The following is a 14,886-nucleotide window of genomic DNA, read 5'->3' as shown; positions in this document are numbered from 1 at the left end:
CCTATTGTGCGCTTGTGAATACTGCAGTACCTTTAGCTTTTGTAAGATGCTTAAAATCTGAACTTTCTCTTGGGACGAAATCGTGTTGTGAAAAAAGTGCTATTCTATGTCGCGCTGGCAGCAGTGGCAGTTGCTGGCATTTCGGCGGGACTGGTGTATGCGTACCAAGACAAAATAATTGGTCTTTTTGTAAACGAGGCCAATAAGCACATCACCACCAAGGTGGATGTTGGCAAAATTTCGCTTTCGCTCTTCGATAAGTTCCCGCAGGTGGCGGTGGCACTCGACCAGGTAAACGTGCACGAAGGTATAGCCGAGAGCGACTCGTCGCTGGCCCGAGCCGAGAAGCTCTACTTTACCTTTAGTGTGTTCGACATCATTCGGGGGAAGTACGACGTGAAGCAGCTATACCTGGAGAAGGGCTTTATCCATGTGCGCGTGCTCAAGAACGGGCAGGTCAATTACCATATCCTGGCCACTGATTCCAGTGAAACGTCTGGTGATTTCGCCTTCAAGCTGGAAAAGATCAACCTGAGCCAGGTGGCGATTCGCTACACTGACCTGCACCTGAACCACTACATCGAGGCCCATGCCCCGCAATTGGTCGCTGCCATGGCCATCACGAACGATAAAATTGCCCTTGAAACGAACGGGAATGCCGCCATCAGCACGATCCGGATAGGGGAGAGCGAATACTTCAAGGAGAAATCGGTGGCGCTGCACACGGCCCTGACAATAGACCGCTCAGCGCACACCATTGCGCTGAAGCCATCTGTCGTGCAGGTAGAGGGTGCTGCCTATGAAGTAGGCGGTCAGATAGCTTACGGCGGCACGACAGAGCTCGACTTGCAACTGCAGGGCAAGGATACTAACATACAGTCGCTGCTCTCACTGCTGCCACAACAGATCTCGCGAGAGTATAGCCAGTACCGCAGCGAAGGCGACATTTTCTTTAAGGGTGCCGTAAAGGGAAAGGCCTCTGGAAAGCATAACCCAGAGGTAGCGTTTGAGTTCGGTGCCCGCAATGCGTCATTCTTTCACCCGGATACAAAGCAGAAGGTAGAGGGCTTGCACCTGGATGGATACTTTACAAACGGTGCCGGCAGAAACGCCGCGACTTCTTTGCTGGAGCTGAAGAACCTGAGAGGCATATTGAACAAGCGCCCTTTCGAAGGAAGCCTTACCTACCGCAATTTCGAAAACCCATACCTGGCCTTTAGCGCCAAAGGAATGCTGGATGTGGGCTATGTGCTCAGCCTGCTGCAGCTCGATGAAGTAAAGAGCGGAAGCGGTCTGGCAGATGTGCGCATTGCCTTTGCAGGCAATCTGAAAGAGTTTAAGGCAAGGCCGGGCAACAGCACGCTCAACACAAGCGGCGACATTACGCTGCACAATGTGATGCTAAACCTGAAGGAGATGCCCATGCCACTAAGCGGGCTGCATGGCAACTTTATTTTTAAGAAGAACGATGTGGCTGTCTCGGATTTCAAAGGCCGTCTGGGAGACTCTGACTTTGTGCTGAACGGCATGTTCCGCAACGTAATGGCCTGGCTGCTGCTCTCCAACCAGCGGCTGCTCGTCGAGGCCGATTTCAGTAGCCAATACCTTAATTTTGATCAACTGCTAAGCGAGGAGCAGAATACCCCGGTAGAGTCCAGGCAGGCCAGCAGCGCCGCTTACAAGTTCAACATCTCTCCCGATATTGCCTTCGATCTGAGTGCTTCTATCCGGCGGGCTAAATTCAGGCGATTTGGTGCAGAGCACATTAAGGGGGAAGTGAAATTGCGTAACCAGATCGTATCAACCCCCAACATCTCGTTCAATGCCATCGGGGGCAACTTTGCCGTGCGCGGCACGCTGGACACCCGCAGCCGCGACCACATCAAGGTGAGCACGGCCACCAAGCTGAATAACATGAACGTGGACAGCCTGTTCTATGTATTTGAAAACTTCGGGCAAAGCTTTATTTCCGATAAGCAGCTGCGCGGCAAGCTGACTGCCAACATTGTGTCGGATGTTTACTTTGATAGCCAGCTCAACACCAAAACAGACCTGATGCAGGCGGAGATTGCAGCCACTGTGCGCGACGGCCAACTGATCAACTTTGCACCTATGCAGAAGATGTCGGCCTTTGTGAAGCGGTCGGAGCTGGCAAATATGAAATTTGCGGAGCTCAGCAACAACTTCTGGATACAGCAGCGCACCATCTTCATCCCGGAGATGGACATCCGTTCTAACTTGTCGGCTATACCTACTGTGTCTGTTTCGGGCACGCATACCTTCGACCAGGACATGGACTACCGCATCAAGCTGCCTCTGAGCAAAGGCGGCCGGCGCGACCGCGACAGTGTGTATGGGGTGGTGGCTGAGGACACAGATGCGGGCAACAGCTCCCTGTTCCTGACTTTGCGCGGCAAAGAAAGCGACTTTAAGCTGGCCTACGACAACGAGCGCGTGCGTGAGAAAATCAAAACGGACCTGAAGCAGGAAGGGCAGGAACTGAAGGAACTGCTGCGCGGCAAAAAACCAGTAAAGCAGGAAAAGAAAGTGGAGCTGCAGGAAGGCGAATACTTCGACTTTGACTAAGCACCAAGGCCTCTATTCCTTAGTCACTTACCACAATCCCAGCGAATTTTTTTTGGACACCAGGCACCGCTTTTGGCAGGCATAAGCTGGGTGCAGAGCGTGTGAATCTTGTTGTATTGTAAAAGTTATATTTTTGTTACATCCTCTGTTACCGCCTGTTTACCGTTAAAAAGTAAAGGTTTGTTAAAAAAATGCTGTTTATTGTATAACCTGGCTAACATTTGGTCGTTAGATAAAACAAAATTACAATAATGATTTGCGTTGATTTTTGGGAATGGAATAATTAACTGTTGTGTGGCCCTTGGTAAGATACTATCCTGAACAGGGAGGCTCAACAGATTGAAGATATAAGGGTGAAAAAAAAGCCGGAGTTTCTCCGGCTTTTTTATTTATACCTACGCCGCGTGGGCTCTTGCGTGAGTTTACAAAAGCTGGCTGAGCGCTATTTCAAAAGAGGTCTTGGCGATCTCTGTTTTTGCCTGGTTTTTGGTGTGTGTCTTTTCAAGTGCTTCCTTAATGATACGCGAGATGTCGTGGAAGATGGCATCGTCGGTAATCTCCACCTCGTTTTCCATCAGGTAGGCGAACACGCGGGCCATGCCGCAGTTGGCAATGAAGTCAGGTATAACGGATAGGTTGCGGTCGGCAAACTCGCCTGTAGGGCCGAAGAATATTTCCGGATCCTGGAATGGCACATTGGCCCCGCATGAGATGACCTCCAGTCCGCTGGCGATCATTTGCTCGAGTTGTCCCCGTGTCACCAGGCGCGAAGCAGCAGCCGGGATGAATATCTCAGCGGGGAGCAACCAGATGCGATTGTTCATCTCCTCGAAAGGAATCAGGTTCTCCGCATACAGTGTGTTGCCCTGGCGTCCCAGGAAAAGCTCTCTGATCTCCTCAAACGAGAAGCCTTCGTCTTTGATCAAACCACCGGTGCGGTCGATGATGCCGACGATCTTAACGCCCTTGCCGGCCAGGTAAAAGGCCGCGGCAGCGCCTACATTGCCCCATCCCTGCACAATGGCGCGCTTGCCCTCGAACGAGCCGCCCCAAATCGTATAATAGTGGCAAACGGCTTCGGCCACACCATATCCGGTAATCATATCGGCCACGGTATACTTACGAGCCGCAGCGGGGGTATAGCCCGGGTCTTCGATCACCTTGATCACGCCTTGGCGCAGCTGGCCTATTTTGTTTATCTTCTGAGGCTCGGTGGCATTAAAGTGTCCGTTCACTACGCCTTCCTGCGGGTGCCACAGGCCGTAGTCTTCCGTAATCGGAATCACTTCGTGTATCTCGTCCACGTTTAGGTCGCCGCCCGTGCCATAATAGCTCTTGAGCAGCGGAATAACCGCCTTGTACCAACGTTCCAGCACGCCACGCTTGCGGGGGTCGGCTGGGTCGAAGTTTATACCTGACTTGGCACCACCGATGGCCGGGCCTGACACTGTGAACTTCACTTCCATGGTTTTGGCCAGTGATTCTACCTCGCGTTTGTCCAGGCCTTTGCGCATGCGGGTGCCGCCGCCAGCCGCGCCGCCTCGCAGCGAGTTGATCACAACCCAGCCTTCGGCCTCAGTTTCAGCGTCTTTCCACTCAAATACTATTTCAGGGCGTTTATTCTCAAATTTTTCGAGAAGCTCTTTCATCGGTTTGTTTGTAGTTAAGGGTTTACAGACCGCAAAGGTACAAAAATACCCCGGAGCATACAGGGGCGCGGGACCTAAAAGGGCTGCAGGTATACGGATTGCACTGTGCTGGGAATAGGCGTTGCGACACTGTTTTTTTACTGAATGGCTGCCATGTTGTACAATTCGCGGAGAGAGTCAATCGAGCCAGGGGCATATAGCAATCTAGCAACATTAAGTATTTTATATATCCAATTTTAATTATTATACGTACATCTACTCAATTCAACGTTAGGGATGTGTCTGACAAGGAGTACGTTGTGTTATGGGGCCTTCGGAAGAAAATTTTAAAAATCCTTTGAAGCTACTTCAGCCAAATGTCGCTATTGCCGTATATATCTTAATATGAATTGTATTGTTTAAATGTATGTAGAAACTGTTAGGTATAATTATTAATTATGAAAAGTTTGTTGTCTAGAATTGAGTCTAAGAAAATAGATAAGGCGGCCGCCATGCTCAAAGTGTTGGCGCACCCGAAAAGACTGGCGATAGTGGACTTGCTCGGCAAGGAAGATAAAATGACTGTGACTGAGATTTACAAGTATCTGGACCTGCCTCAGGCGATTGCTTCCCAGCATTTGATTACGCTGAAGGATAAAGGGGTGCTCTCTTCGTTTAAGGTAGGCACCAAGATTTACTACTCCCTTGCCATTCCGAAACTGATCGACGTGATCGATTGCTTAGAGGAGTGTTGCATCGATATTTAGCGATCCGCCTTGGTGCGTAGCACCGAAAGTTACCTTCATAGAAAAGCCAAAGGTCTCCGTTCCCTTCTACATAAGAAGCTGACGGGGACCTTTGGCTTTTTTATCTACTAAATAAAACAAGCGGTTCACGGAGTTCCGCTGTTGGGTCGGTTCCTGCCTATAGCAGGATTTTATCGCCTGATTCCTTTTGCTTTTTCGATTTGGTGTCCTTTCTGGAAGGAGCAGCCACAGACATTTCTTTTTTCATGGCCTTTTCAACTTCGCGCTTCAGTATCTCGTGGCCTTCGTGCGTGGTGGCGGCGGATAGTGCCACTGCATCCGTACGGCGTACCACGCGGGCAGATGTAGCAACCACATGGGGTTTTGAAGTAGCAACCCACCTGGCATCGGCATCTGCGTAGGCACCGGCAGGCTTATCAGCTACTAATCTATAGTCTGACTTCTGGATTGGGGCAATGCCATCGTTGGCAATGTCGCGCTCTGTCAACATAAAGGAATGACTGGTGCAAGAGCTAAAAAGCAGAACAACAGAGATAAAGGATAGAAGAATAGAAATGTTTCTCATTTTTGCTGCACTAAGGGTGATAAGAAGGATTTTGCTGCTGTTCTCGTAGCTCGGATCGGAAATTTTCTGGTTAAAGCAAATATCTTATTTGAATATTTATATATGCAAAGGTATGTATAAATATTTATATATCGCAAGTTCAAACATAAAAAAAGGACATTTTTTTAGTGAATGGATCTAGTCCTGCGAAAAGCGGCAAAATTCTTGATATTGATTATCGTATATATAATGTTCTATATATTTGGGTGTTCAAACAATCATATACTTTTTACAACTTATCACAAAATGAAAAGAAATTTACTTTCGCTTGTTGTTGGAGCTGCTATGGCGCTTTCTATGTCTTCGTGCTACACATACACTTTCACGGTTGGCAGTGGCGCCCAGTCAAATGTGCAGGTTAAGAAAATGAACCACTACCTGATCTATGGCCTAGCGCCAATTAGCACCTCTAACCCGAAAGAGATGGCAGGAGGAGCGGAGAACTACACCGTAACTGTTACCCATACCTTTGTTGATGGTTTGCTGAATGCGCTGACTTGGGGCATCTATACGCCAACAACCACCATCGTTACCAAATAATAACTCCTGGAGCATTTTTCCTGTAACTTAATCGCGCCGTATGAGAGTGTTTTTATTTTTGGTCCTGACTGTGCTGGTGATCTATTTTGGGTACTCTATCTTTTCGTTGGAGTTCAGCAAGCTCTCCGACTATGGGTTTGGGTACCTGGTAGGCAACTGTATCTTATTCGTGCTAGCGATAGTGAGTGCTTTTATACTCGGCAAAAAGATTCTGATACAGGAATAAGGCATACCCTATAAATAAAAAAGCTGACCTTGATAGGTCAGCTTTTTTATTTATAGGGTATAGCGAGTTAGTTAGCGTCAATTTCCTGCTTTTCCAGATCAAACAGATCGTTTAGCAGATCGATCAGTGTTTCGGCTTCGCCGCGCTTGCAGGCTGCTTTCAGTTGCAGCACCGGCAGCTTGATCACTTTCTGCATCATTGACTTGGTGATGTTGTCGATTAATTTGGCTTCTTTCGGACCCAGCTTTTTCATGTAGCGGGCCATCTCTTCCTGACGGATCGTCTCCAGTGCATTCTTCAGCTTATTGATCGTAGGAGATACCATCATCTCTTTCGACCAGTCGTTAAACTGCTCTATCGACTCCTCGATAATAGCGCGTACTTTTGGTACAGAGTTGATGCGCTGCTGCAATGCGGCAGATGCTTTGTTCTGGATCGTGTCGATGTTGTAAACCAGCACACCGGGTACGGCCTCTACTTCGGCTTCCACACTGCGCGGCACCGACAGGTCTATAAAGAACTTGAACGTGAGCACGTTCAGGCGCTGAATCATTTCTTTGGTGAAGAAAGGCGTTTCACGGGCTACCGACGAGATGATCACATCAGCCTCTTTCAGGCCCTGCACGATGTTCTCGAAAGGAAGTACGTCCATGCCGCACTCATCGGCCAGTACCTGCGCCTTGGCCAGGGTACGGTTGGTGATGGTTACGTGCTGGTAGCCTTTGTCTTTGAGGTGGCGGCATACATCGGCGCCAATCTCGCCCACGCCCACAACCAGTATCTTGGGCTCGGCCACTACATCGGCGGTCAGCTCCTCGATCAGTTCAATGGCAGCGTAGGAGGTAGAGGCGGCACCATCGCGGAAGGCAGTCTCCTGCACCACGCGCTTGTTGGTGAAGAAGATGGTGTGCATCAGGCGGTGCAGGAACGGTCCAGCCGTCTCGTTGTCGGCCGCCCACTGGTACGACTGCTTCACCTGGTTGGTGATCTGCATGTCGCCTACCACCTGCGACTCGAGCCCCATGCTTACCTCAAATAAATGCTGTACGGCATCGTTGTGCTCGTTGAGGATGGTAAAATAATCGAGGTATTGGGTAATGTTGTTGATGCCTTTGGTAATGCCGAGCAGCTTTACGATTTCGGTACTATAATCCACGTCGGAGTTATAGTATACCTCGGTGCGGTTGCAGGTAGAGAGCACCAGTATGTCAGAAGCCTGAATAAAGCTCTTCAGCGTCTGAATGAATTGCCTGCATGAGTTCTCATCTAAGGCAATCAGTTCCCTGATATCCAGCGGTGCTTTCTTGTACGACAGGCTGATTGCTTTAAAGTTCTGAAGCATATCTTACGTTCGGAATACTAAAGTGCAAAATTACTGCTTTGCTTATTAAAAAGAAACTTACTTGCCCTTATTAATTAATTTATACTAATTTCAGATAATTTTCGCGCCTACCGCATGATTCCCATTTACGCCCAGAAAAACAGAATAAAGTTTCTAGTCGTTATCGTCGCGCTCATCATTGGGGCGGTTACCATTACGTACACTAACGTATTGGTGAGCAAATTGTCTGAAAGAGAGCAGGAATTGGTGCAGCTTTACGCCAAAGGACTGCGCTACATGATCAATGCGCCCAGCGACGACAACATCGTTTTTATTGAAGAGGAGATCCTTTCCTCCAACCACACCATACCTGTTATCCTGACAGACGAGTACGAAAACATCCTCGACTTTAAGAACATCCACCTGCCCGAAAACATTTCGGAAAGCCGGAAAAATGAATTGCTGCAGCGCGAGATCGCCCGCATGAAGGCGCAGCACGCCCCCATTATAGTGCCTTGGGCGGAAGGGTCCGAGAACTACGTGTTTTACAAAGACTCGGCCCTGCTCTCGCAGCTGCGCTACTACCCCTACGTGCAGCTCATGGTTATTTTCTGCTTTGCCCTGATGGCCTACTTCGCTTTCAGCTACTCGCGCAAGGCTGAGCAGAACAGGGTATGGGTAGGCCTGGCCAAGGAGACGGCCCATCAGTTGGGTACGCCGCTCTCATCTCTGATGGCCTGGTACGAGTACATGAAATCCAGCCCGAAGTTTGAGAACGAGCCAATAACGGCCGAACTCTGGAAGGATATCCGCCGCCTAGAGATCATCACGGAGCGCTTTTCCAACATCGGCTCAGTGCCGCTGCTGCGCGACGAAAACATCCTGCAGGTAACCGAAAACGCGATCGGCTACCTGCAGAACCGCATTTCGAGCAAGGTAGATTTTACGGTCAGCACAAGCTTTGCGCCCGACATCACGGCCAAAGTAAATGTGCCGCTTTTTGATTGGGTGATCGAGAACATCTGCAAGAATGCCGTGGATGCGATGGAAGGCCGCGGAAGCATTAAACTTCAGCTATCGCTGCTGGGCAAAAGCCAGATTGCACTCGACATAACAGACACAGGCAAAGGTATACCCAAGAGCAAGCTCGACTCGGTCTTCCTGCCGGGCTTTACCACCAAGAAGCGGGGCTGGGGCCTTGGACTGGCACTGGCCAAGCGTATCATCGATAACTACCACCAAGGCAGGCTCTACGTCAAGTCCTCCGAAGTAGGGAAAGGCACTACTTTCCGGATCGTGCTGAACAGGTGATTTTAAGTTTGAGAGTTTAGGAGTTGGAGAGTTAAGAAGTAGGTTGAATAGTAGCGATGTTACATCCTGACGTCGTGGTGCTAAGCAGCATTACGGTTGAATTGTAGGGACAGGTCGCGGCCTGTCCGGTTTTGTGCAGATGGCTACTTCACAAGTATAACTTTTATTAATCACAGGTATAGCCGTCTTTTGTCCTTTGTCAAACAGTCATTCTAAGTGGTTACAGTAATCAGGTATAGTAGCAGGTATAAATTGGAGTGGGATGCTTTTGTGCAAGCCTCCAAAAATGGTACGTTCCTGTTCCAGCGCGACTACATGGAGTATCACGCCGATCGATTCCAGGACCATTCGTTGCTGTTCTATTATAAAGAAAGACTGATTGCCTTGTTGCCTGCCAATGCTTCAGGGAATGACCTGCACGCGCATGCCGGGTTGAGTTACGGCGGTATAGTGAGCGGCACAAAGATGAAAGCCGCGCTCATGCTGCAGGTGTTTGATGCGCTGATCAGGTATAGCCGGGAGCAGCAGCTAAAGGCGCTTTTTTACAAAGCCATACCACACATCTATCACCAATTGCCTGCCGAGGAAGATCTGTATGCCCTGCTCAGGTATGGCGCCACGTTATACCGGCGGGATGTGAACTCAGTAATCGATCTGGGGCAGCCTGTCAGGTATAGCAAAGACCGCCGCTGGCGGCTGTCGCAGGGTATAGGCCAGGGGTGGCAAGTTCAAACGTCAGACGATTATAGTGGGTTTATGCAGCTTGTGGCCACGCAGCTGGAGAGCCGGCATAAGCTGCAGCCGGTGCACACAGCCGAAGAGGTAAGGCGGCTGGTGCAGGCGTTTCCCGATAATATCAGACTTTACACCATATCAAGCGAAGGCGAATTGCTGACGGGTGCCCTGGTATTTCAAACCGCTACGGTGGCTCACTGTCAGTATATCGGTGCAGGCAGCCGGGCACAGGAGGAAGGCGCCGCCTACGTGCTTCTCGACCACCTGATACGCCAGGTATACGCTCACAAAAAGTATTTCAGTTTTGGTGTTTCCACAGAGCAGCAGGGGCTCTACCTGAACGAGGGGCTGGTCAGCTACAAGGAGAGCTACGGCGCCCGCACGGTGGTGCACGACTTTTATCGGCTGGACTTCTGACCTAAGGCCTGACCAGATCTATTCTATGTCAAGTTGCCGGCCCTCGGCTTTGGCCTGCTTATCCAACTTGGTGCCAATTGCTATACCTACTCCAATCCCCACCGGCATCCCCAGGCCCAGAAAAGCAAAATTCTTCAGCATTAAGGCATATACCACACCAAAAGGAAGGCCCAGCGTCGTCGTTCCAAGAGCCATCCACAGCTTCTGATAATGCTTTTGAGGAACCAGTTTGAGCTGTTTCTTCACCAGCTTGAGAATAGCGCCCCGGGTTTTCTTTAACTGCGCTCCATACTGCGAAGCAGGTATACCTGTGTTGTGGAGCGGCGCCAGTTGCTGCGTGATCGTGGCGGCTATACCTTCCGGAATGTCTTTGCTGTTCAGCGCGTCTATTAACTGTTGCAGGCGGTCAAACTCCCTGGTCAGTTTCTCGGACTGTGCCATCTCTTCTCTGGATTGCAGCTTCGGAATCATAAACGCTTTGGTTAGGTATACTTAATTTGCTACTTCCGCCAATACGGGCTCCTGTTCGTTTTTCCTGCCCAGCAGCTTGATAATGCCCCACAGAATGATGGCCCCGATAAGGTATACGAGCAGCCAGTGCACCCCCCAACTGGAGAGCGCGGTGCAAACCAGGTTGGCCACCAGCGCCACTGTAAAGGCGTAAGGCAACTGCGTTTTTACGTGGTCGATGTGGTTGCAGCCAGAGGCCAGCGAGCTAAGAATAGTAGTGTCGGAGATAGGGGAGCAGTGGTCGCCGAACACGGCTCCGGCCAGCACCACCGAAATCACGTTGTAGAGGATAGGCATAGTTTCCTCCACGCTCATGCCATGCTGCTGGCTCACGTACCAGGTGGCTGGCAGCATCAGCGGGTATAAGATGGCCATGGTGCCCCAACTCGACCCGGTTGAAAAGGCGATGATGGCAGCCAGGAAGAAGGTGATCTCAGGCAGCCAGCGCGGCGAAACATTGCCCGAGAAGAGGGAGGTCAGGTATTCGGCGGTGTAAAGCTCTTTGGTCACCTGCGCCAGCGACCAGGCCAGCACCAGGATGAGCATGGCCGGGAGCATGGTCTTAAAGCCCACCACCAACGACTCCATGGTTTCGTACAGGCTCATGATGCGTTGGCTCACTGTAAGCGCAATGGCCGAGACAACCCCCGAAAGCGAAGCCCAGATAAGCGCCACATACGAGTTGGAGTTGCCAATGGTGATGGAGAGCTTGCGGAAAAAGCCAATGCTCGGGTCGGCCCAGGTTTCGGGGTTGTGCCCTGTGTACAGCAGGCCAATCACGGTTCCGAAGATCACCACCAACACAGGTATAAGCGCGTTGAAGGCGCGGCTGCGATCCGGGTCAATGGCTTCGAATTCGGCCATTTCCTGCTGCTGCCGGGAATCGCTGCGGCTGTCGGCGCGGTGGTTGCTCACGGCACCCGTCGTGCGGGCACGCACTTCCGCTTTGTGCATCAGGCCGTAATCGCGGTTCATCCAGATCAGCATGAGCATAAACAGCAGCGTAAGCACCGGGTAGTAAGCGTACTGCAGCGAGTTCAGGAACAGCGAGTAGGCACTCTCCGCTATACCCAGCGTTGTGGCGGCATCTTTAATATAGCCCAGCTCAGCACCGATCCAGGTGGTCACGAAAGCGATGGCGGCCACAGGAGCGGCGGTGCTGTCCACAATGTAGGCCAGTTTTTCGCGCGAAACGCGGTGCTTGTCGGTAACAGGGCGCATGGTGTTGCCCACAATCAGTGAGTTGGCGTAGTCGTCGAAGAAAATGGCAACGCCCAGCACCCAGGTTACCAGTTGGGAGCTGCGGGCCGACCGGGCGTAGCGCGAGAGTTTGTTCACGACACCGGCCATACCCCCGTTCTTGGAAATGATGGCCACCATGCCGCCTATCAGCATCGAGAAAATGACGACGGAAATGTGGTCCGAATCTGTAAGGGCACCGATAAGATAAGTATCGGCTACAGCAAGCAAGCCAGTAAAAAAGGCCTTGAAAGACATACCATAAATCACAAAGCCGCCTACCCAGATACCGGCAAAAAGCGCCAGCAGCACCTCCCTGAAGATAAGGGCTAGTATGATGGCAATAAGCGGCGGCAGGATAGAGAGCCACATGGGGAAGTTACGCACACCGTGTTCTGCTTCTGCATCGAGGCGGTAGAGGTGGGCAATGGTGTGGGTGCCGACGTTAGCGCTTACCTGCACCAGGTTGGCCTTTTGGGGAAGCGAAAAGCGGGCCTCTCCCTCGGTAAAGCTGATATCCTGCAGGTTGCCGTTGATGCGCACGGGCAGCGGTCCGCTATACGTGACCAGGTTGCCCGACTCGTTAGTGGCGTGCAGGGTAAATGCCGTGTCGTTCACGGCCTGCAGCTGAAATTCCTCAATGGCCAATAATGCTGAATTGTCTTCCTGTGCTATTGCCTGAAAGGAGAGAAGCAGCAGCGCAAGACTCAAAAGGGTCTGTAATAACCTCATGTGGTTGTTGGGTCGGTTCTTGTAAACCCTTAAGTAAGCAAAATAATGAGAGATTAGAAAATTCTGATATTAGCAAACCCGGCCGGGCACAAATAAAACAGCTTCTGCTTTGGGTAGGGCAGAAGCTGTTGAAACAGGTATAGCCTTGGCCGTTTTTCGGGAACTACTTGGCGCGGTTTACAATAAACACGCCTGCCAGAATGATGACCATGCCCACGTAGTGCCACAGATGAATCGTCTCGCCGTCGAGCACACCCCACATAAGCGCCACTACAGGTATAAGGTAGGTGGTGGAGCTGGCAAACAGGGTGGTGGAGATGTGGATCAGCTTGTTGAAGAGCACCAGCGCAATGGCGGTGCTGAACACGGCCAGTATAGCAATATACATCAACGCTTCCCAGGCGCCTGGTACGTGCTGCAGCTTGTAAAGAAAATCGGTGGTGAGCAGGTATACCAGCGCAACGGGGCCCACGGTGAGCAAGGCCAGGCTCGAAACAGCCACGGCTTTCATGCCCTGCAGGCGGTGCTTGATGAGGTTAGCACTGATGCCGTAGAAAACGGTGGCCAGCACAATGTACAGGCCATAGTACATGTTGTCGAGCTCGGCGTTGCCGTTGCCGCTGAATATAAGGACCGCCGTGCCCGCTATACCGATCACGATGCCCAGCATGCGCATCCAGGTGATGGACTGGCCAAATAAGGCGGCGCCTACCAGCAGGGTAAACAGCGCTGTGAGCGAGTTGAGCACACCTGCCAGTCCGCTGGCCAGGCGCGTTTCGGCGATGGCAAACAGGAAAGCGGGGAAGAAGTTGCCCAGCAGACCGCTTCCCAGCAAAAATTTCCAGCGGCCGGGCTCGACTGTGCGGAGGTTTTTGATGGCAAAGGGTAACAGGGCCGTGCAGGCGATCACCATGCGCAGGGCGCCCAGCTCGTCCGAAGAATAAACGACCAGTCCCTTCTTGATAAGAATAAACGAGGTACCCCAGATCAGGGCAAGTATAATGACCAGGAGCCAGGCAATAGCCGGCATGCCTGTTCTTTTCTGTGCAGGAGCAAGTGTGGGTTTGATAAGGTAGAGAGTTAGAGAGTTTAGGAGTTTGAGGGTTGGGGCAAGCCACAGTTCTCAAACTCATTTGCAAAGATAAAAGGAGTTAATGTCTCAGCATGCATGCCGAACACCAACTCCTTAAAATTTATGAAATAGAGCTAATCACTTAACTCACAAACTATCTAACTCCTAAACTTCTTCATACGCCATCGTCTGGGCAATCTCGTCCAGCGTGTCGTAGATTTCCTGGATGTCTTCGGACTGCACCAGTTTCATGCGCAGGGGCTTGAAATGCGGAAGACCGCGGAAGTAGTTGGTATAGTGGCGGCGCATTTCGAAAATGCCCAGCTTGTCGCCCTTCCACTCCAGCGAGTGCGTGAAGTGCTGGCGGCAAACCTCCACGCGCTCTTCCAGGGTAGGTGGGGCCAGCATTTCGCCAGTCGCCATGTAGTGTTTTATCTCGTTGAAGATCCAGGGGTGGCCAATGCTTGCGCGACCAATCATGATGCCGTCTACGCCATATCGGTTCTTGTACTCCAGCGCTTTTTGCGGCGAGTCGATGTCGCCGTTGCCGAAGATCGGAATCTGCATGCGCGGGTTGTTCTTCACCTCAGCAATCAAGGTCCAGTCGGCTTCGCCTTTATACATCTGCACGCGGGTCCGACCGTGTATACTCAGGGCTTTGATGCCGATGTCCTGTAGCCTTTCAGCCGTCTCCACAATGTATTTCGTGTCTTCGTCCCAGCCCAGGCGGGTTTTCACGGTCACGGGCAGGTGCGTGGCTTTCACAATCTCCTCGGTCATCTTCACCATCTTGGGGATGTCGCGGAGCAGGGCAGCACCCGCACCCTTGCAGGCCACGTTTTTCACGGGGCAACCGTAGTTGATGTCGATGAGGTCAGGACCGGCCTGCGACGACACAATAGCGGCCTCGCGCATCGAGTCGATGTCGGAGCCGAAAATCTGAATGCCGATGGGGCGCTCGTAGTCAAAAATGTCGAGTTTTTGCACACTTTTGGCGGCGTCACGTATCAAACCCTCAGAAGAGATGAACTCGGTATACATCAGGTCTGCACCGTTGGCCTTGCATACTTTCCGGAAAGGCGGGTCGCTTACGTCCTCCATCGGAGCCAGCAGCAGCGGAAACTCGCCCAGTTCTATGTTCGCTATCTTTACCAAAGCAAAAGTTAAATTTTCACGTAAATTTACGTCAATTAAACCT

The 14,886-nt window shown here is 51.3% G+C and carries 13 protein-coding genes; 6 read left to right on the top strand and 7 right to left on the bottom strand.

Going from position 1 to position 14,886, the window contains the following annotated elements; genetic code table 11:
- Positions 1 to 87: 87 nt before the first annotated feature.
- Complete coding sequence (locus tag BD749_RS11020; RefSeq protein WP_101444382.1) at positions 88 to 2,586, top strand: AsmA-like C-terminal region-containing protein; 2,499 nt, start codon at positions 88 to 90, stop codon at positions 2,584 to 2,586.
- Positions 2,587 to 3,008: 422 nt separating this feature from the next.
- On the opposite strand, the gene BD749_RS11015 is transcribed toward BD749_RS11020, so the two are convergent.
- Entirely contained in the window at positions 3,009 to 4,235 is a 1,227-nt protein-coding gene (locus BD749_RS11015; protein ID WP_101444381.1) for a Glu/Leu/Phe/Val dehydrogenase dimerization domain-containing protein, read from the bottom strand.
- Between the two features lie 437 nt (positions 4,236 to 4,672).
- Between BD749_RS11015 and BD749_RS11010 the strand changes: the two genes are divergently transcribed.
- Positions 4,673 to 4,981 (top strand): ArsR/SmtB family transcription factor, encoded by a 309-nt coding sequence (locus BD749_RS11010; RefSeq protein ID WP_076421268.1) that lies wholly within the window; start codon positions 4,673 to 4,675, stop codon positions 4,979 to 4,981.
- 157 nt (positions 4,982 to 5,138) lie between these two features.
- Here the strand turns inward: BD749_RS11010 and BD749_RS11005 are convergent, their stop codons facing one another.
- On the bottom strand, positions 5,139 to 5,471 hold the full coding sequence (locus BD749_RS11005) for a hypothetical protein (RefSeq protein ID WP_101444380.1): 333 nt from the start codon (positions 5,469 to 5,471) through the stop codon (positions 5,139 to 5,141).
- Positions 5,472 to 5,831: 360 nt separating this feature from the next.
- Here BD749_RS11005 and BD749_RS11000 point away from each other — a divergent pair, with 360 nt between their 5' ends.
- Together BD749_RS11000 and BD749_RS10995 are read left to right on the top strand one after the other, a co-directional pair.
- Positions 5,832 to 6,125 carry a Bor family protein gene (locus BD749_RS11000; RefSeq protein ID WP_076668661.1) on the top strand — a complete coding sequence of 98 codons (294 nt, stop codon included), beginning with the start codon at positions 5,832 to 5,834 and terminating at the stop codon, positions 6,123 to 6,125.
- A 40-nt stretch (positions 6,126 to 6,165) separates the two neighbouring features.
- Entirely contained in the window at positions 6,166 to 6,351 is a 186-nt protein-coding gene (locus BD749_RS10995; protein ID WP_101444379.1) for a hypothetical protein, read from the top strand.
- Positions 6,352 to 6,418: 67 nt separating this feature from the next.
- On the opposite strand, the gene hemA is transcribed toward BD749_RS10995, so the two are convergent.
- Positions 6,419 to 7,693: a glutamyl-tRNA reductase gene (hemA, locus tag BD749_RS10990; protein ID WP_101444378.1), complete on the bottom strand. Its 1,275-nt coding sequence runs from the start codon at positions 7,691 to 7,693 to the stop codon at positions 6,419 to 6,421.
- Positions 7,694 to 7,807: 114 nt separating this feature from the next.
- On the opposite strand from hemA, the gene BD749_RS10985 reads away from it, so the two are divergent.
- Both BD749_RS10985 and BD749_RS10980 read left to right on the top strand, forming a co-directional pair.
- Positions 7,808 to 8,983 (top strand): ATP-binding protein, encoded by a 1,176-nt coding sequence (locus BD749_RS10985; protein WP_101444377.1) that lies wholly within the window; start codon positions 7,808 to 7,810, stop codon positions 8,981 to 8,983.
- A 216-nt stretch (positions 8,984 to 9,199) separates the two neighbouring features.
- The gene (locus tag BD749_RS10980; RefSeq protein ID WP_101444376.1) at positions 9,200 to 10,135 is read left to right on the top strand and encodes a GNAT family N-acetyltransferase; all 936 of its coding nucleotides are present in this window, start codon (positions 9,200 to 9,202) and stop codon (positions 10,133 to 10,135) included.
- A gap of 18 nt (positions 10,136 to 10,153) precedes the next feature.
- Here BD749_RS10980 and BD749_RS10975 read toward each other — a convergent pair whose 3' ends face one another.
- The 4 genes from BD749_RS10975 to dusB form a co-directional block, all read right to left on the bottom strand.
- A complete protein-coding gene (locus BD749_RS10975) occupies positions 10,154 to 10,606 on the bottom strand; it encodes a hypothetical protein (protein WP_101444375.1) in 453 nt (150 codons plus the stop codon).
- Between the two features lie 21 nt (positions 10,607 to 10,627).
- Positions 10,628 to 12,616 carry a Na+/H+ antiporter NhaC family protein gene (locus BD749_RS10970; RefSeq protein WP_245869057.1) on the bottom strand — a complete coding sequence of 663 codons (1,989 nt, stop codon included), beginning with the start codon at positions 12,614 to 12,616 and terminating at the stop codon, positions 10,628 to 10,630.
- A gap of 163 nt (positions 12,617 to 12,779) precedes the next feature.
- Positions 12,780 to 13,646, bottom strand: coding sequence for a DMT family transporter (locus tag BD749_RS10965; RefSeq protein WP_101444373.1), 867 nt, complete (start codon positions 13,644 to 13,646; stop codon positions 12,780 to 12,782).
- Positions 13,647 to 13,853: 207 nt separating this feature from the next.
- A complete protein-coding gene (gene dusB, locus BD749_RS10960; RefSeq protein ID WP_101444372.1) occupies positions 13,854 to 14,843 on the bottom strand; it encodes a tRNA dihydrouridine synthase DusB in 990 nt (329 codons plus the stop codon).
- Positions 14,844 to 14,886: the final 43 nt, after the last annotated feature.

It is taken from the genome of Pontibacter ramchanderi (assembly GCF_002846395.1).
Taxonomy (GTDB): Bacteria; Bacteroidota; Bacteroidia; order Cytophagales; family Hymenobacteraceae; genus Pontibacter; species Pontibacter ramchanderi.
The sequence above is the reverse complement of the archived record's forward strand: the minus strand, read 5'-3'. Positions and strand labels throughout refer to the sequence as shown.